Genomic DNA, 17736 nt, shown 5'->3' with positions numbered 1-17736 from the left:
TAGGATTGCGGTTAAAGCAATAAAAAAGGTCTTACTGAGTAAGACCTTATTTTTGGGGGCGAAACTACATTAGTTTGCAATCAGTGGTTTCTGTCGACCGAAATCTTAGCTAGCGTTACTAAGGCTTGCTTATAGTCGCTATCGGGTAAAGCAGATAATGCCGCGATGGCTTTCTCTGATTCTTCAATTGCTTTTTGTTGGGTGTAGTTTAACGCGCCGCAATGGTGCAATGCTGCTACGATTTTATCTATGGCCTGAGTACCATCACCTTGCTCAATTGCTTGACGTATGAGCTGTTTCTCTTCGTCTGTGCCATGGGCAATGGCATAGATGAGTGGCAGCGTCGGTTTACCTTCGGCAAGGTCATCGCCAATATTCTTTCCTAGCTCGTCACTGTCGGCGGTATAGTCGAGTAAGTCGTCGGTAAGCTGAAAGGCGGTGCCGAGATACTTACCATAGTTGCCTAAGGCGGTTTCTTGCTCAGGCGTTGCACCTGCTAGCACGCCCGCGAGTAGCGTAGCGGCTTCAAATAACTTGGCTGTTTTGCAATAAATGACCCGCATATAGCTTTCTTCAGTGGTGTCTGGGTCATTGCAATTCATCAGCTGTAAGACTTCACCCTCGGCCAACACGTTAGTCGTATCAGCTAACACTCTGAGCACTTTCATGTTGTCAAGTTCGGTCATCATCTGGAATGAGCGGGTATAAAGGAAATCCCCGACTAGCACACTGGCACTATTGCCAAACAGTGCATTGGCGGTTTCTCGTCCGCGGCGTAACGTCGATTCATCAACTACATCATCATGGAGCAATGAGGCTGTATGGATAAACTCAATAATCGCCGCTAGCTTAAGATGTGCTTCGCCTTCGTAGCTCACCGCACGTGCGGCTAGAACCGACAGCAGAGGACGAAGACGTTTACCACCACCATTAATAATGTAAAAACCTAATTGATTAATTAGGGCGACATCTGATTCAAGCTGTTTATATATCAGCTGATTGACTGCTTGCATATCAGTGTCAGCCAGTTGACGAATAGCGTTTAAATCCATAATAGACTCTGGTTGTGGGGTCATTACGTACCCGGCCCCTGTTTAGGCTCACGTGTTATAATGAAATGAATTTTACCTAAAATTCTGACATATGACAGCACTAGCTCAACTAATGTGAGAGTTAATCCGGTCTTTTTTTATTCTTTCCTAATTAGGGCTTGCCAGAGTTAGATTCTTCGCGTAAACTCCGCGCCCATTGTCAATAAAGTTTTTGTAGCACCCTGCCTCATCCAAGAATGAGCCCGCGTGTTAGGAATTGGAGTAAAATAGCTATGTACGCTGTTTTTCAAAGTGGTGGTAAACAACACCGTGTAGCTGAAGGCCACACAGTACGTTTAGAGAAGTTAGAAGTTGCAACTGGCGAAACTATCGAGTTCGATCAAGTTCTTTTGATCGCTGATGGAGAAACAGTGCATGTTGGTGCTCCTTTAGTAGCTGGCGGTAAAGTCGTTGCTGAAGTTGTAAGTCACGGTCGTGGCGATAAAGTTACTATCGTTAAGTTCCGTCGTCGTAAGCACCACGACAAGAAAATGGGCCACCGTCAGTGGTTCACTGAAGTTAAAATTACTGCTATCAACGCATAATAGGAGTCTAACTCATGGCACATAAAAAAGCTGGCGGTTCTACTCGTAACGGCCGCGATTCAGAAAGTAAACGTCTAGGTGTTAAGCGCTTTGGCGGTGAATCAGTTCTAGCTGGTAACATTATTGTTCGTCAACGTGGTACTAAATTCCACGCTGGTGTAAACGTAGGTATTGGTCGTGACCATACTCTGTTTGCTCTGACTGACGGTAAAGTTAAATTCGAAGTTAAAGGCGCTAATAACCGTAAGTTTATTAGCATCGAAGCTTAACTTTCGAACCTAGCTTATACTGTTAAAGCCCCGCCATTGGTGGGGCTTTCTGTTTTTTGTGCTTCTATTTACGCCGTGTAGATGCTTGAGTTGGTAAATGATTACCAAGAATGAGCATTGACAGGTAAGATTGGGAGCAAAGTATCTCGAGTTTTTTGGCGACCAATGAAGTTAGACGGTATAATTGCTTCATTCAGTGGTGCCAGGAGTAAGTATGAAGTTTGTCGATGAGGCAGTAATTAGGGTCGAAGCAGGCGACGGCGGTAGCGGTTGTGTTAGCTTTAGGCGCGAAAAGTATGTACCTGATGGTGGTCCTGATGGTGGTGATGGTGGCGACGGTGGCAGTGTTTTTCTGCAGGCTGACGAAAACTTCAACACTTTGATCGAGTTCCGTTTTGAACGTTTTCACATGGCTGAACGTGGCGAAAATGGTCGTGGCCGTGATTGTACTGGTCATAGCGGTAAAGATTTGATCTTAAAAGTTCCTGTTGGTACTCGCGCGGTCGATCATGATACTGAAGAAGTCCTTGGGGATTTAACAACCCACGGTCAAAAGCTATTGGTTGCCAAAGGTGGTTTCCATGGTTTAGGTAACACTCGTTTTAAGAGCAGTACTAACCGTGCCCCACGTCAAAAGACGTTAGGCACACCCGGTGAAGTTCGTAGCCTTAAATTAGAGTTGTTACTGCTGGCTGACGTTGGTTTGCTTGGCATGCCTAACGCGGGTAAGTCGACATTCATTCGTGCGGTTTCCCGTGCAACGCCGAAAGTGGCTGATTATCCGTTTACAACACTGGTGCCTAACTTAGGTGTGGTTAATCCACGTCCTGGACAAAGCTTTGTGATTGCGGATATTCCTGGTCTCATCGAAGGCGCTGCCGATGGTGCGGGTTTAGGTATTCGCTTCTTAAAGCATCTTGAGCGTTGTCGTATTCTGCTGCACATCATAGATATTGAGCCGATTGACGGAACCGATCCGGTTGAGTCTGCGCGCGCTATCGTAGGTGAGCTTGAGAAATATTCTCCAAAGTTGGCGAGTAAGCCGCGTTGGTTAGTCTTTAACAAAACCGATCTGCTGCTTGAAGAAGAGCTGCAAGAGAAGGTTGATCGTATCGTTAAAGAAATGGGTTGGGAAGGCGATGTTTATACTATCTCCGCCTATAACCGCGACGGTACCAGTGAGTTGGCATTAAAACTCCTCGATTATATTGCGAGTCTTCCACCAGAAGACAATGAAGTCGACCCAGATAGTGAAGTTGAGTTCAAGTGGGATAATTATCATCAAGCAAACCTTGATTCATTGAATGAAGATTATGTTGATGAAGATGATGACGACGACTTTGATGATGACGACTACGACGTAGAAGTTATTTACCAAAGATAATAGTAATCTTTGAGTTTTGAGAGTTCTGTGTACGCTGATACTCAAAATGATATTACTCGGCAAGTTGTGCGTGCTGCACAATTGCTACTGGCCTACGGCGCGGAATCTGATTTAGTTGAAGAAATCAGCCAGCGTCTAGGTCAGGCTTTAGGTCTTGCCAGCGTAGAACTCTCTATTTCCTCTAATTCCCTCGTGTTAACCAGTTTGGTTCATGGTCGCTGTATCACAACTACTCGTCGTATTCGTGAGCATGGCATTAACATGACAGTCGTCTGTGAATTACAACGTATCTGTTTACTCGCTGAAAAGGGGTTGTATGGCCCAAATGAAGTGCGTAAACGCTTGGCGCGGATTGAACCTAAAACCTATCCTCCTAGCATAGTGGTATTCATGATTGGCCTGTCGTGCGCTAGCTTTTGTCATTTATTTAATGGCGATCTCACTGCATGCGTGATTACTTTTTTTGCCGCGGCAGTGGGTATGTCGGTTCGTTTAGCAATTGCTAAGCGGCATTTTAATTTATTAGTCAATTTTGCCATCACTGCTTTCGTCACCAGTATGCTGGCTCAAACGGGTTATTTGTTTGAGTTAAGCGAAACTCCTAAGGCCGCTATGGCAGCGAGTGTGCTGATGTTAGTGCCGGGTTTTCCGATGATTAATGCGATTTCTGACATGGTAAAAGGGCACATGAATGTCGGTATATCCCGCTGGGGTCATGCTACTTTGCTGACCGTTTCTTCAGTGATAGGGATTACAATTGCGATGCAGATCGGCGGAATTTTCCTATGATGGAATTATTGATAGCTCTTTTGCACGATGCTTTTTTCTCTGCCATCCCCGCCGTAGGATTTGCTATGGTATTTAATGTTCCTAAACGATTTCTTCCTTACTGCGCTTTAGCGGGAGCCATTGGCCACAGTTCCCGTACTTTAATGTTACAGTTTGGTCTGCCAATCGAGTGGGCAACCTTCGCCGCAGCGGCATTAGTAGGGATTATTACCATAGGGTTTGGTAAGCGCCACTTAGCACCACCTTTAATGTATGCTGTCGCCGCGATTATTCCTATGATCCCTGGCACTTATGCATTTAATACTGTGATTGCCTTAGTGCAATTGACCGCTCAATCTCAAGTCAGTCCTGAACTGACGGGGCAAGTGATTAGTAATGGCCTCAAAACCGTCTTTATTCTAGGGGCGTTAGCCGTGGGTTTGGCCATGCCGAGTTTGCTGTATTTCAGGACCCGCCCCGTCATTCAATAATTCTATTTCTATAAAACAGGAGTGAGCATGCGCATTGCTATGATAGCCGCGATGGCAAACAATCGAGTCATCGGAAAAGATAATAAAATGCCATGGCATCTTCCAGAAGATCTACGTCACTTTAAAGCGATGACCCTAGGCAAGCCTGTTGTGATGGGACGTAAGACCTTTGAGTCAATCGGTAGGCCCCTTCCTGGTCGACATAACATAGTGATTTCACGCCAAACGGATCTTGTGATTGAGGGTGTGACCTGTGTGACCTCGTTTGATGCAGCCAAACAAGCTGCTGGTGAATGTGAAGAGTTAGTGGTTATAGGTGGTGGCCAGCTTTATGCCGAGTTATTGCCCTGCGCCGATATCTTATATTTGACGCAAATCAATCTTGAGGTGGAAGGCGATACATTTTTCCCCCACTGGGACGATGGGACTTGGAAGGAAACTGAATCTTTGGCGAGTATAAATGCTGCTGGTTTGGAATATCGCTTTATCAATTTGGTAAAAAAATGTTAAATTGCAGCTTCTGTTGTGTACCCTGTGTGTATGGGGCGTCAGTTTATCTAACGTATTGCATCATATCGGACATTTAGTTTTCACGGAAAGAGATAGCCTATTTCGTTATCCTAGATTTCGAACGAGAGCTAAAGCCAAGAGGTCAATATCATTTAGACAATAGATGCAGCCCATACAGAATTGATAATAAAACTATAAGAAAGTATTAAGGAGTATCGGATGCGTCTTATGCCTATGGCCTTGGCTGCGTTGATTGGATTTAGTTCTATTGCTGTACCAACCTCTGCCGTTGCGGGGGAAGATCCACTCGTAGCGAGTCTTTGTGATTATGTAAAAGCTAATGACAAAAACCGCTTACGTAAAAAGTTAAAAGAAAGCCGCGTTAAGTTACGTCAGATTTACAGTGGTATCAGTTGCGATGGTGCAAGTCTATTGCGCACCGCTTACGGTGCGAGTGCGAACGATACCGGTGAGTTTGTGGCTAAGCGTTTGTCGGCGACTGAATTGAGTGTTGCTGAAGCTGATGGGATGACTATCCAAGCTTGGGCTGAAGCAAACGGTCATGGTGCTAGCCCAATTACCGCTGCAGTGAAAGAGCGTCTTGGCGCTGCTGCGGGCGGTGAAGAAGAGTAATGCGGATTTGAACTTAGCGGCACTTTAGCTCTATTTGCTGCTACGTTATATTAAGCGTCTAATATCAAGTATCTAGCATTAAGCTAGATAAAAATGCCAAACTTAAGTTTGGCATTTTTTATGGCCTTAATTTGTGCAAAGGCCGGACAGTTCGAGTCGTCAGTAAGATAGGCAAGTGAATTCGTCTCAAAAGAAAGGGCCGCTAAGCGACCCTAGGTTTTAGTGGTGATAAACATTAGACTCTAAATTCACCGACCGAAGCTTGGAGTTCTTCGGCTAATTTGGCGACTTGATGGCTAGACTGAGCCGTTTGATCTGCACCGATAGCGGTTTCTTCTGAAATTGCTGCAATATGCTCTAGTTTTTCAGAAACTTGCTGGCTTACTAAATTCTGTTCCTGCGCAGCATGGGCGATATGGGTGCCAGAATCATAGGCCTTATGCACAGATTGGCTGATGGTCTCGAGGGCAATGTTGGCTTGCTCCGTTTTTTCAACGCAGGCGTTGGCTTGAGCACGCCCCATATCCATGGCGGCAACGGCTTGCTCTGCACCTTGCTGCAACACTTCGATCATCTGTTGGATCTCTCGTGTCGACACTTGAGTGCGTGAGGCTAAACTACGCACTTCATCGGCAACTACCGCAAAACCACGACCTTGTTCACCCGCTCGGGCGGCTTCAATAGCGGCGTTAAGGGCGAGTAGGTTAGTCTGCTCAGCAATACCACGGATCACATCCAAAATTGAGCCAATAGAGGCGCTGTCCGACTGCACTTTATTGATCACAATACCCGCTTTGGCCACTTCATCGGCTAAAGCCAAAATAGTCAGTTTGTTCTCTTGTGCAATGGCACGCATATGCTGAGTTTCTTGATCAGCCTGTTTGATTTGCTCAAGGGCTTGATTGGCACTTAAAGACACCTGCTGAGCACTAGAGCTAAGTTCAGTTGTCGCAGTAGCCACTTGGTCAACTTGGCTTTTTTGTTCTTGTATGCCTGAGGTGGTTTGTGCTGTGATTGCCGATGTTTGTTCGGCTGCCGCGGCAAGTTGATTTGACCTATCTAGAATACCTATGATTAAACTGCGTAAGCTATCGACGAGACGATTACAGTTTTTTGCTAGTTCGGCAAATTCATCGTGTCCAGAATCATCTAGTTTATGGGTAAGGTTGCCTGAGGCTAAGACGTTAAGGGCATTGTTCACTTGGCTGAGTGAGCGTTTTAACGGATTCACCACAGCAAAACTCACAATCACTGCGACAACGATTGCTATTAACACGACAATCATGGTTTGTATGCTGGCAGAGTCAATCTTGGCTATGGTGTCATTGCTCATGTTCGCGGCAACAAGTTCGATGTTATCGCTGACATCATTCATGTTGGAATTGATGACTTTCACATCTTTTTCGATAATGCCTAGTTTTATCACAGCTTCTTTGGAGTGGGAGAGCTGACTCGATTTTAGCTGCAACATAGATTGCGGACCGGTGACGAGCGCTAATACTTTTTCGATATCTTTAGTGACCGAGCTTAAGGTATCCGCTTCGACGATACCTTGACCGTGACGATTCACATATTCAAGTTTGTTCTTGGTTTCGCTGATAATGTAGTCAAGTTCCTTTGAGATCAGTTCGTGCTTACTGTCTTCGTCATTTGTTACTAAATCTGCAATAGTGGTGATGATATTTCCGAGACTAGTATCAATAGCGCTGGCTGATGCAGCAAGACTCTGCTCATCGGGATTCTGACTGCTTTCTAAATCAACAATATCGAGCAGTTCTGATGAGGCATCATCGGCGGCATTTTCGAGCTTTTTCTTTAGTTCAACTAGCTGTTCTTGCTTGCTCAATGAGGCCTCACGTTCGGCGATCATGGCAATACTATCTCGCTCAAAGGTAGCAAAGCTGCCGCTTAATTGGGCAATTAAAGAAGATAGATTCTGCTGGCTCTTGACTAACTGAGTGAGGGTGGCAATTTCGTTTTTGAACTGAGTCCCGTGGTCTTCAAACACTTTACGAATATTCGGGATATTTGCCGATCTAGGAGTGTTATAGGCAATGAGGATTTGTCTTTGTTGCTCACTCAATGCTTCACTAAGGTGGTTTGTCGATTTTAGCGCGGGCAAGCTTAATTCTTGCATCATAGCAGAGCTGGCTTTTAGGCTATTGTTGGTTAAATAAGATGTAAATCCTAGCAACACGAGTAAAAGTGTGACAATACCAAATCCGCCAATCACTCTGGTGGCTACATTAAATTTCATAGGATACTCCGATTTTTATTATATTTTTCCAAATGAAAACAGGGTGATATTCAGGGTTAGGCGGCTCAGTCTGTTATCGACTTTAAGCTGTTTTAGTTTAACTCTTTTTTAACTTTTTTTGCGTAATTTTTTGGTCTTTTTCAAGATGCCATAAGGTTAAGTGTTCACCCCAGCAACAGCCTGTATCTAAAGCCTTTAATTTAGTATCGTCGACCTTGCCCATCAACGCAGCCCAATGGCCAAATACTAAGGTATGACTCTGGCGCAGCGGCGAAGCAAACTCAAACCAAGGTTTGAGTTGTGGATTAGTACAGTTTTCAGGAGGTTGTTTGCAATCAAAATCAAGTCGGCCATCGACATAAAGATAGCGCATGCGTGTTAATGCATTGATGCAATAACGTAAGCGTTCTATGCCAGTTGCACTTGGATCCCATTGCTCTGTGGTATCTGAATACATTTGGCTTATTAATGTCTCAAGATAATCATCGTGCTTGAGGGCGCGACTGACGAGTGCGGATTCTTCTCTTAATACCTCCAGCGACCACTGAGGTGGTACACCCGCATGACTCATAATGAGTTGGTGTTCAGGTAATTCACGCATAAGAGGTTGTTGTCTCAGCCAGTCAATTGAGGCTGAGATATCGGGGGATTCTAGAATTTCAGTGAGATTATCGCTGGGTTTAGCGCGCTTGAGCTTACCGTGTAATGCCATTAGATGGAGATCGTGGTTACCTAAAACCGTTTTAGCGGAATCACCTAAGGAGCGAAAAAAACGTAGCGTAGCTAAGGAGTCAGGTCCACGTGCAACAAGATCACCTACAGCCCAGAGTTCATCGCGGGAAGGATTAAAATCGACCTTAGCGAGTAATTTTTGTAACTCAGCGAAACAGCCTTGAATATCACCAACAAAATAATGCGCCACAGTACCCCTTTCCTAACGATATTAATGTAGTAAGCCTGGGGTCGCTAAACGGAAGGGACGGATTGTCGCCTGGAAACGTTCACCCGATTCGCTGACCATACCATAAGTGCCGTGCATTATGCCAAGTGGCGTATCGAGCACAGTACCACTGGTGTATTGATAGGCAGTATTCGGCGCTATGGTTGGCGTTTCACCGACAACACCGGCACCTTGGACTTCACTGGTGTTGCCATTGGCATCAGTGATTATCCAGTGACGAGTTTCAAGTTTAGCCGCTTGCTCACCTAAATTGATGATAGTGATGGTGTAACTGAAGAGGTACTTTTCATCCTCGGGCGAGGACTGCTGCTCTATATACTCAGTTTTGACTTCGACCCGAATGGAGGTGTCCAATGCGCTCATTCTTGTTCCTAGGCTCTGGTATAAGGGCACCTCAGTGCCCAGACATATTTATGCTTTCTTATCGCAAACCATGTTAGCCATAGCAACATACTGCTGCACGCTAATCTGTTCTGGGCGTTGACTTGAGTCAATCCCTAACTGCTCGAACTCATCGTCAGATAACATGTGCTTTAAGTTATTACGCAGAGTCTTACGACGCATGTTGAATGCGGTAGTACAAAGGTGGCGTAGTACGGTCACATCTTTACAAGGGAACGGCTTTACGGCGTATGGCAATAAGCGTACGACTGCTGAGTCCACTTTAGGCGCAGGGGTAAAGCTGTGGGGCGGCACTTCGAGAACCGGAACCACTTGGCAGAAGTATTGTGCCATGACCGTTAAACGGCCATAGGCTTTACAGCCTGGGCTTGCCGATAGACGCAGGACTACTTCTTTTTGTAGCATAAAGTGCATCGTTTCAATCTGTTCTGCAAATTCGAACAGGTGGAACATCAGCGGCGTTGAAATGTTGTAAGGTAAGTTACCGAATACTTTCATTTTTTTGCCAGGCACACTCAGTTGGCCAAAATCAAACTGCAGTGCATCACCTTGGTGAATAGTCAGTTTATTTTTAAGGACTGGGTGTTGATGTAAGCGTTCAACCAGATCGCGGTCGAGTTCGACAACAGTCAGATTATCCACTGCATCGGCTACAGGTTCAGTTAAGGCACCAAGGCCTGGGCCGATTTCGACCATCACATGGTGATTATCGGGTGCGATCGCACCCACAATGCGGTCAATCACATTGCCGTCGGTAAGGAAGTTTTGTCCGAAACGCTTTCTGGCCGTGTGGCCTAAATGTACTTTGTTGCTCATTAATAATGTAATCGTTTAGTTCTTTGAGGATAACTCAATGGCTTTATTCAGAGCACAGACAAAACTGCCAATATCGGCCTTGCCTGTACCCGCGAGATCGAGCGCCGTACCGTGGTCAACCGAGGTACGAATATAAGGTAAACCTAAGGTGATGTTTACCGATTTGCCAAATCCTTGTGACTTGAGAACGGGAAGTCCTTGGTCATGGTACATGGCCAAGACGACATCGGCGTCCTGTAAATATTTAGGTTGGAACAGAGTATCGGCCGGTAATGGGCCGACAATATTCATCTGGAACTCTTCTCGCAACTCGTTGAGTGCAGGAATAATCACGTCGATTTCTTCACGCCCTAAATGGCCGTCTTCACCTGCGTGTGGATTGAGGCCACAGACATAAATTTTCGGTGAAACTATGCCAAATTTGCTGATGAGATCGGCATGTAGAATCTTGATAATATGCTGTAAGCGTTGGCGCGTTATGGCTTTTGCAACATAGGCCAGAGGAATATGGGTGGTCACGAGTGCCACTTGCAAACCTGGTGTTGCCAGCATCATCACCACATCGGGGCAATTTGCTTGATGGGCAAAAAACTCAGTATGGCCACTAAAGGAAATACCTGCTTGATTGATAATGCCTTTATGCACTGGGCCTGTCACGACAGCATCAAACTCGCCGCTCATGTTTTTTTCGCCCGCATAACGCAAGGTTTCAACTACATAAGTGCTGTTTTGCTCATCGAGCTGACCGCAAATCGATTCGCTCACTAACTTAAAGGGCGCTATGGTTAATGTGCCCGCTTCTTGCGGTTTAGGAGCTTGATTTGGCTGGTAAGGGCGGAAAGTCACTTGCAAACCGAGTCGTTTCGCACGGCTCGCAAGTAATTCTGGATCCGCACAAACGACTAACTCAGCAGGCCAAGCCTGCTGAGCGAGTTGTACGACTAAATCGGGGCCAATACCTGCGGGTTCGCCAGGGGTAACGGCAATACGTTTAGTGCTCAATTAGAATTAACCTCGATTGGTCTCTGGCTGGAAGATTTCAATGTATGCGTCTGAACGCATTTCGTCTAGCCAGTTTTGCAGTTCTTCGTTAAATTTGCGACGGAAGATCAACTGGTGCGCACGGTTGCTATTGAACTGATCCGTGGCGTCGGTTTTTCTGCGTTCTTCTAATTGAGTGATATGCCAACCGTGAGTCGTACGGAATGGCTCACTAATTTGGTCGTTTTTCAAACTATTGAGCGTTTGAGCAAACTCAGGTACGTAAATGCTTGGTTCTGCCCAACCTAATTCACCACCTTTTGTGGCCGAACCAGGATCTTCTGAGTACTGACGCGCTAGGTCTTCAAACTTAGCTTCACCTGAGCGGATTTGCTTCAGGAATTGCTCAAGCATGGCTTTAGCGCGGTCTTCTGACAGGATCGGCGATGGCTTGAGCAAAATGTGGCGCGCTCTAACTTCTTCGATTTCTTTGGTTTGTAGGCCGCGAGCATCCATGATCTTAATAATATGGAAACCTGCACCACTCTTAATCGGGCCGATAATGTCACCCATTTTCGCACCGTTAATCACTTCGGCGAACAGAGTTGGCATTTCGTTGATGTTCATATAATCCCAAATACCGCCTTCGAGTGCCTTAGGACCTGAAGAAGAAGCGATAGCGGTACGACGGAAATCCTCACCACTCTTCAAACGTTCTAATACGATATTGGCGCGTTTGCTTGATGCTTCGAGTTGTTCACTGGTGGGGTTATTAGGCACGTCAATCAGGATATGGCCAATTTGGTATTCCACATCTTTCATCCCTTGTTCTTGGATGAGTTTGACTAGGCTAGTAATTTCCTGTGGTGATACTTGAATGCGGCGTTGTACTTGAATACGTTGAATTTCACCTAGAGTGATTTCTTCGCGCAATTGTTCTCGGTATTGGCTGAAACTTAAACCTTCGCTTTCAATTTTTTGTTGCATCTGCGCGACAGACATTTTTTGTTCGCGCGCGATGTTTTCAATCGCTTGGTCTAGTTGTAAGTCACCAATATTCAGCCCTATACGACTAGCCATTTGCAATTGTAGGCGAGTTAAGATTAAACGCTCAATCACCTGAGTGCGCAGGGCACTGTCAGAAGGTAACGATTGGTTTGCTGCTTTGGCATTCGCTTTAACAGTGTCAATCATGTTAGTGATTTCACTTTCGAGCACTATGCCGTCGTTAATTTGGACTGCAACGCGGTCTAGCGGCTGGGGTGCGGCCAATGTAGGTTGGCTGATCGCGAGTGCAAATAAAGCAAAAATCAGATGTTTACTGGGTTTCATCCACAAAATCCTTGGCACGTTCTAAGGTCAGGTTCGACGGCTTAATTGAAATAACTTTACCATTTATATCGAAATTACAGTGAGTTGCCCTAATGTAATTTTTTGGCGACGCATTTGAGTGCAAGGTTAGACCTTAAGATCCGCTTTTATTCGCTTTAGCAAAAGGTGAACGGTAAAGCACTCATTAATCTGTTTGGACTCTGAGTCCTTGTTGAGGTTCAGCAATCTATCACAATTCTTTGCTAATTCCTCAGATAAAGCGGTTTTCTGTAGTTAAACAGGCCGTCATTGAGCATATCGGATACGCCTAATGGGCCAGAACCACCGAGTCCCTTAATGATTAAGTTCAGGTAGATACCACTATCAAACTGCTCACGAGGATCAATTGTGGCAGAACCTATGTTGTCGTCATAGTTGGTTTTAATGCGATAATGATAACTAAGTCTTACTGCGTAACAGCATGATTCGTACTGGATACCTGTGTAGGTTTCAATACTGCGACTTTCGTTAAGGTCATAATACCAATTACCAACAAAGTAGAGGTCATCACTGATTGGCCAAGCGCCACGAACGCCCGCTTGGGAGATGTTCACTGTATCATTGGTATTTGAGTTCAATAAATCAGGGACATAGCGATAGCTAAATTGCAGCAATTTATTCGCTTCAGGTCTGAAATCTAAGGTGACTTCAGATTTTTTATTATCACTGGTGTTGGTATCGTACTGAATCGCAGCCCCCATATACCAATCATGGGACAAGCGGGTATCTAACTCTGCAGCAAGTACTGAAGTTGATTGATTAGACTCAAAAATACTGTCTTCGTAACCGACTTTACTGTCTTGCAGATAAAAAATTTGTCCTAGACTGAATTTAGTGGCTTCTTGGTTGTGACTATCAAACAGGCGTGTAGTAACACCTAGAGTGACTTGATTTGCATCGGAAATCCTATCCAGACCCGAGAAGCGACGATCACGGAATAGACCAAAGTAGTCGTCCTGTAATTGAGCCGTATCATAAATGCCTATGTTGCGTTGATCTTCGTAGCCGACATAAAGATATTGAAATTGTGGCTCGAGCGTTTGGCGGTAGTTTTGATCGAAAAGCTCAGTAAAACGTTCGAAGTTGATTTGACCATTAATCCGTACCTGCGGGATGGTGCGATTCACTGTGTCGTCAACAACTATGTCTGGATCTTCGTTATGCTGCCAATAATTGGTCTGCATCAACTTAACTTGACTGGTGAGCGAGCCTGAAGGCCCATGTATTGGCAGAGTTACGCTTGGTGACATGTACAAACGAGTCGCCGTATTAACATTGTTGTCCTGATGGGCAAAATTCGTTAGCTCCGAATTGAAACCAAAATCTAAATTGTTCCAAAAATCAGCAGCGCGATAGTTAAAGTTAACCTGAGGCATGACTTGATATGGTTTTTCATCCTCACCCAGTACTTTAATATCTTGTACTCGGGTGCTTAGATCCCAGTTACTTTCGAAGTAGCTGATTTCACCTATGCGTGATAACTGGTTATCGGTTGCACGGTTAACATCTGACTTTAAGTCATTGAAATAGTTGTTATCTGATACATCGGTAAAATTCGCTAATACACGCCAATTTTTGTCGATCGCCCCTTGATGCTGCCAGTTATATAAGTAGCGATTCGGGCTACCATCGATCAATTGGTCATTGCCTAGATATTCTAAATTGACTCGGCCATTTTGGGCCTCACCCGCCAGATAACCAAACTCTGTTTTAGTGAATAAACCACGGTTTGACATATAGCTAGGTGTAAATGTTAAATCGTACTCTGGGGCAATATTCCAATAATAGGGTGCGGAAATTTCGACACCATCAGTAGTGCTAGTGCTAAAACTAGGGTAGAGAAAGCCAGATTTACGTTTGTCTGAAACGGGGACTGTCATGTAGGGAATATAGAATACAGGTACACCGCCAATTCTTAGTTTGGCATTCCAAATTTCGCCCCATTCTTCTTCACTGTTGATCTTGATCTTTTCGGCCTCGAGTAGCCAAGACACATTGTCAGGAGGGCAAGTAGTGAAGTTGGTATTCGTTAAAATTAAATTGTTATTGATAGTAATTTGCAGTTTTTCGGCATCACCGTGAACTTGTTGGCCATGGATCCAATATTGTGCGCCTTTAAGGGTGGCACGGTTTGTCCGCATTTGAGCTTGTAAGGATTCGGCTGTAACGGTGAAGTTACTGTCTTGAAAGACTAAATTACCATTGGCATCAAACTGTTCAGTAGCTTGATCTAAAATCGCCTCATCGGCTGCTATGTGCCTATCGCCTTGGCTAAAAACCACATCGCCACGGAAAATCGCCTGCTTCCCCATTTCGGCATTGGTGTTATCAGACGCAATACGAATTTTGTTGAGTTCAGCCGCACTCATCCCTTGGGTTTGAGATACGATACGGGGTACTGGCGGTTCGATTAAGCATTGGGATGCCGAAGCGGTTAGAGAGTCGTCTGCCAGGACTAATTGCGGTAACAGGCTCAGGGCCAGAAGGTATCGGATCTGCATCTTTAGGTCAGTAATTATGATTTCTTATTCTGGACAAGTATGGATGGGGAAAGTTGCAATTGACAAACGCAACATCGCTTAATAAATCTCTCAATTTCTTAGCTGTTTCCAAATTCTATGCCAGCTATAATAAAGCAATTTTTCTTTAAGAGCCATGAAATGACTTTATCCGATCCGAGATTTCTTTCCCTTAATCAGTGGCTGAATGCTTATTTTTCCTGTGAGGTGATGCCTGTGTTGATTTCCGGAGACGCAAGTTTTAGGCGTTACTTTCGGATTTCGATGCCCGATGCCACCTTTATCGCCGCCGATTCACCGCCTCAGTTAGTGCCTATCGCCCCCTTTATTGCACTGTCGAATGCTTATTCAGCCGTGGGACTGACAGTTCCAAAAGTAATCCACGCCGATGCCGATTTGGGTTTTATGTTGATGAGTGATCTGGGCGATACCCAACTCTTATCTGTATTGACGGTACAAAATGTGGAACGGTTTTACCGTCAGGCGCTCGATTTATTACCGCAAGTGGCCGCGGTAATTGAGTGCAAGAATCTTGATAGCGGTTTAGTTCAGGCATTACCTAACTACGATGAAGCCTTTGTGCGCCGTGAATTACACATCTTTACTGAGTGGCTGTTAGGAACACATCTTAATTTGTCTTTGGACGCTGCTGAGTTGCAATTGCTGAATGATACTTTTGATCGCCTCGTCGGCAATGCGCTATCTCAACCTAGTGTGGGAATGCATAGGGATTTCCATAGCCGTAATCTTATGCTGCAAGCGGACAAGCTGTGCGTGATTGATTTTCAGGATGCTGTCGTTGGTCCTGTGACTTACGATGCAGTATCACTACTACGCGATTGTTATATTCGTTGGCCACAGCCGTTAGTCGCAGACTTGATGCGGTATCATTATCAGCAAGCATTAGCGCTTGGTTTTATTCCCGCACAGACTCATTTTGAGCAATATCAAACTTGGTTTGATCTCATGGGCTTACAGCGTCACATTAAGGCGGTAGGGATTTTTGCACGGTTAAACTATCGCGATAGTAAACCTGCGTATATGGCGGATATTCCACTGACATTAACGTATATTGTCGACATCTCGCTGCAGTATCCCGAACTCGTGCCATTTGCACACTGGTTAACTCGTCGTGTGTTACCTGCGTTTAGTGTGAGTCAGTCTTCATCTGAGGTTAAGTAATGAAAGCCATGATCTTGGCCGCTGGACGAGGGGAAAGGTTACGGCCGTTAACGGACAGTTTGCCTAAACCTATGGTGCCAGTGTTAGGTAAGCCGCTGATTGTTTATCATATTGAAAAACTTGCCGCGATAGGCATAGTCGATATCGTCATAAACCATGCTTGGCTAGGGCATAAGTTAGTTGAAGCACTGGGCGATGGTAGCGCTTTTGGGGTACGCATTCGGTATAGCGCTGAAGAGAGCTCGTTAGAAACCGGCGGCGGCATTAAACGCGCTTTGCCTTTATTGTGTGAGGACGGAAGCGACGAACCTTTTTTAGTGATTAATGGTGATGTGTTTATTGATGCTTTACCGCCAATCACGCAACTGGCAGCGGATAGGCTCGCTCACTTATGGTTAGTGCCTAATCCTGAGCAGCATCCAAATGGCGATTTTGCTTTGAATGGTCATCAAGTGCAGGAGCGTGGCGATGTTAAGTACACGTTTTCGGGCATAGGCATTTATCACCCTGCACTATTTCATGACACGCCGCAGGGCGCCTTTGCACTGGGTCCGTTGTTGAGAGCGCAAATGGCTCAAGACAGAGTTAGTGGTGCCTTGTTTAATGGATTTTGGTGTGATGTCGGTACCATTGCACGATTGCAAGCGCTTGAACTAAGGTTACAAAGTAACAAGTAAATTTCGGTGCTGGCATATCCATAGGATTAAGCTAGTGCATCAAATTCATAATAGAAATCAGGAAATAAGATGCGGCTTTGGGGTAAGTTTTTTGGATTTGTCATTGGCTTTATGTTCGGCCGTATTTTTGGGGCACTGCTAGGTTTGTGGCTCGGTCATCTTTACGATAAGCGTGCTGCATCGGGCGTGGGTTTTCGACAGATCCTAGGGCAGGCTAAGAATCGCCAAGCCATTTTCTTTAATACCACATTTGCAGTAATGGGGCATGTGGCGAAAGCATCAGGACATGTTACCGAAACCGATATTCGCATTGCGACCTTATTAATGGAGCAAATGCGTTTAACGGGAGAAGCCCGTAAAGAGGCGCAACAGGCATTTCGTGAGGGTAAATCGGCGGATTTTGATCTGCGCAGCAGCTTACAAGCTTTCCGTGTTATTACGATGGGACGCAAAGAGTTAGTGCAGATGTTCATCGAAATCCAGATCCAAACGGCACTGTCTGATGGTGAATTGGATCCCGCTGAGCACGCTATCTTGATGACGATTGCTCAAGAGTTAGGTTATGGTCGAGCGCAGTTAGATGAATTACTTAAACGCTGGCAGGCGGAGTTTCGTTTCCATCAAACATCGAGTGGCAATAAAACATCGATTACTGATGCCTACAGTTTACTTGGCATTACGAACGAAGCTAGCGACCAAGAAGTTAAACGGGCTTACCGTAAATTGATGAATGAACATCATCCCGATAAGTTAGTGGCGAAAGGGTTGCCACCGGAAATGATGGAGCTCGCTAATCGTAAGGCTCAGGATATTCAAGCAGCCTATGACAGAGTCAAGTCTGAGCGCGGTATGCGTTAGCCTTGATAAAATTGGTTTTTG

General features: G+C 45.2%; 18 protein-coding genes. 10 read left to right on the top strand and 8 right to left on the bottom strand.

Going from position 1 to position 17736, the window contains the following annotated elements:
• Positions 1 to 80: 80 nt before the first annotated feature.
• Positions 81 to 1052, bottom strand: a complete 972-nt coding sequence (gene ispB, locus KO533_RS16885) for an octaprenyl diphosphate synthase (RefSeq protein WP_049821790.1) — start codon at positions 1050 to 1052, stop codon at positions 81 to 83.
• Between the two features lie 272 nt (positions 1053 to 1324).
• On the opposite strand from ispB, the gene rplU reads away from it, so the two are divergent.
• The 7 genes from rplU (at position 1325) to KO533_RS16850 (ending at position 5691) form a co-directional block, all read left to right on the top strand.
• Positions 1325 to 1636, top strand: a complete 312-nt coding sequence (gene rplU, locus KO533_RS16880; protein ID WP_006080526.1) for a 50S ribosomal protein L21 — start codon at positions 1325 to 1327, stop codon at positions 1634 to 1636.
• A 14-nt stretch (positions 1637 to 1650) separates the two neighbouring features.
• Positions 1651 to 1905: a 50S ribosomal protein L27 gene (gene rpmA / locus KO533_RS16875; protein WP_006080527.1), complete on the top strand. Its 255-nt coding sequence runs from the start codon at positions 1651 to 1653 to the stop codon at positions 1903 to 1905.
• Positions 1906 to 2119: 214 nt separating this feature from the next.
• The gene (cgtA, locus tag KO533_RS16870) at positions 2120 to 3289 is read left to right on the top strand and encodes an Obg family GTPase CgtA (RefSeq protein ID WP_105250000.1); all 1170 of its coding nucleotides are present in this window, start codon (positions 2120 to 2122) and stop codon (positions 3287 to 3289) included.
• 27 nt (positions 3290 to 3316) lie between these two features.
• On the top strand, positions 3317 to 4078 hold the full coding sequence (locus tag KO533_RS16865; protein WP_028761534.1) for a threonine/serine exporter family protein: 762 nt from the start codon (positions 3317 to 3319) through the stop codon (positions 4076 to 4078).
• Complete coding sequence (locus KO533_RS16860) at positions 4075 to 4548, top strand: threonine/serine exporter family protein (RefSeq protein ID WP_028761533.1); 474 nt, start codon at positions 4075 to 4077, stop codon at positions 4546 to 4548. Before KO533_RS16865 ends, KO533_RS16860 begins: the two co-directional genes overlap by 4 nt.
• Before the next feature lie 27 nt (positions 4549 to 4575).
• Positions 4576 to 5058, top strand: coding sequence for a type 3 dihydrofolate reductase (folA, locus tag KO533_RS16855; protein ID WP_028761532.1), 483 nt, complete (start codon positions 4576 to 4578; stop codon positions 5056 to 5058).
• A 219-nt stretch (positions 5059 to 5277) separates the two neighbouring features.
• Complete coding sequence (locus KO533_RS16850) at positions 5278 to 5691, top strand: DUF3718 domain-containing protein (protein ID WP_028761531.1); 414 nt, start codon at positions 5278 to 5280, stop codon at positions 5689 to 5691.
• 235 nt (positions 5692 to 5926) lie between these two features.
• Here KO533_RS16850 and KO533_RS16845 read toward each other — a convergent pair whose 3' ends face one another.
• The 7 genes from KO533_RS16845 to lptD all read right to left on the bottom strand — a co-directional run bounded on the left by KO533_RS16845 (position 5927) and on the right by lptD (position 14980).
• A complete protein-coding gene (locus KO533_RS16845) occupies positions 5927 to 7948 on the bottom strand; it encodes a methyl-accepting chemotaxis protein (protein ID WP_219255262.1) in 2022 nt (673 codons plus the stop codon).
• Positions 7949 to 8045: 97 nt separating this feature from the next.
• Positions 8046 to 8870 (bottom strand): symmetrical bis(5'-nucleosyl)-tetraphosphatase, encoded by an 825-nt coding sequence (locus KO533_RS16840; RefSeq protein ID WP_219255260.1) that lies wholly within the window; start codon positions 8868 to 8870, stop codon positions 8046 to 8048.
• A 21-nt stretch (positions 8871 to 8891) separates the two neighbouring features.
• A complete protein-coding gene (gene apaG, locus KO533_RS16835) occupies positions 8892 to 9272 on the bottom strand; it encodes a Co2+/Mg2+ efflux protein ApaG (RefSeq protein WP_028761528.1) in 381 nt (126 codons plus the stop codon).
• A 48-nt stretch (positions 9273 to 9320) separates the two neighbouring features.
• The gene (gene rsmA / locus KO533_RS16830; RefSeq protein WP_028761527.1) at positions 9321 to 10127 is read right to left on the bottom strand and encodes a 16S rRNA (adenine(1518)-N(6)/adenine(1519)-N(6))-dimethyltransferase RsmA; all 807 of its coding nucleotides are present in this window, start codon (positions 10125 to 10127) and stop codon (positions 9321 to 9323) included.
• Positions 10128 to 10142: 15 nt separating this feature from the next.
• Positions 10143 to 11129 carry a 4-hydroxythreonine-4-phosphate dehydrogenase PdxA gene (gene pdxA / locus KO533_RS16825; protein WP_105249994.1) on the bottom strand — a complete coding sequence of 329 codons (987 nt, stop codon included), beginning with the start codon at positions 11127 to 11129 and terminating at the stop codon, positions 10143 to 10145.
• Between the two features lie 6 nt (positions 11130 to 11135).
• Complete coding sequence (gene surA / locus KO533_RS16820) at positions 11136 to 12440, bottom strand: peptidylprolyl isomerase SurA (RefSeq protein WP_105249993.1); 1305 nt, start codon at positions 12438 to 12440, stop codon at positions 11136 to 11138.
• 242 nt (positions 12441 to 12682) lie between these two features.
• Positions 12683 to 14980, bottom strand: a complete 2298-nt coding sequence (gene lptD, locus KO533_RS16815) for an LPS assembly protein LptD (RefSeq protein ID WP_219255258.1) — start codon at positions 14978 to 14980, stop codon at positions 12683 to 12685.
• Between the two features lie 159 nt (positions 14981 to 15139).
• On the opposite strand from lptD, the gene KO533_RS16810 reads away from it, so the two are divergent.
• The 3 genes from KO533_RS16810 (at position 15140) to djlA (ending at position 17715) form a co-directional block, all read left to right on the top strand.
• Entirely contained in the window at positions 15140 to 16180 is a 1041-nt protein-coding gene (locus tag KO533_RS16810; protein ID WP_251073477.1) for a phosphotransferase, read from the top strand.
• Positions 16180 to 16857, top strand: a complete 678-nt coding sequence (murU, locus tag KO533_RS16805; protein ID WP_219255256.1) for an N-acetylmuramate alpha-1-phosphate uridylyltransferase MurU — start codon at positions 16180 to 16182, stop codon at positions 16855 to 16857. Before KO533_RS16810 ends, murU begins: the two co-directional genes overlap by 1 nt.
• Positions 16858 to 16926: 69 nt before the next feature.
• Entirely contained in the window at positions 16927 to 17715 is a 789-nt protein-coding gene (djlA, locus tag KO533_RS16800; protein ID WP_219255254.1) for a co-chaperone DjlA, read from the top strand.
• The last annotated feature ends 21 nt before the right edge of the window (positions 17716 to 17736 follow it).

This window comes from Shewanella sp. NKUCC05_KAH, from assembly GCF_019345585.1.
Classification (GTDB): Bacteria; Pseudomonadota; Gammaproteobacteria; order Enterobacterales; family Shewanellaceae; genus Shewanella; species Shewanella oncorhynchi.
The sequence above is the reverse complement of the archived record's forward strand: the minus strand, read 5'-3'. Positions and strand labels throughout refer to the sequence as shown.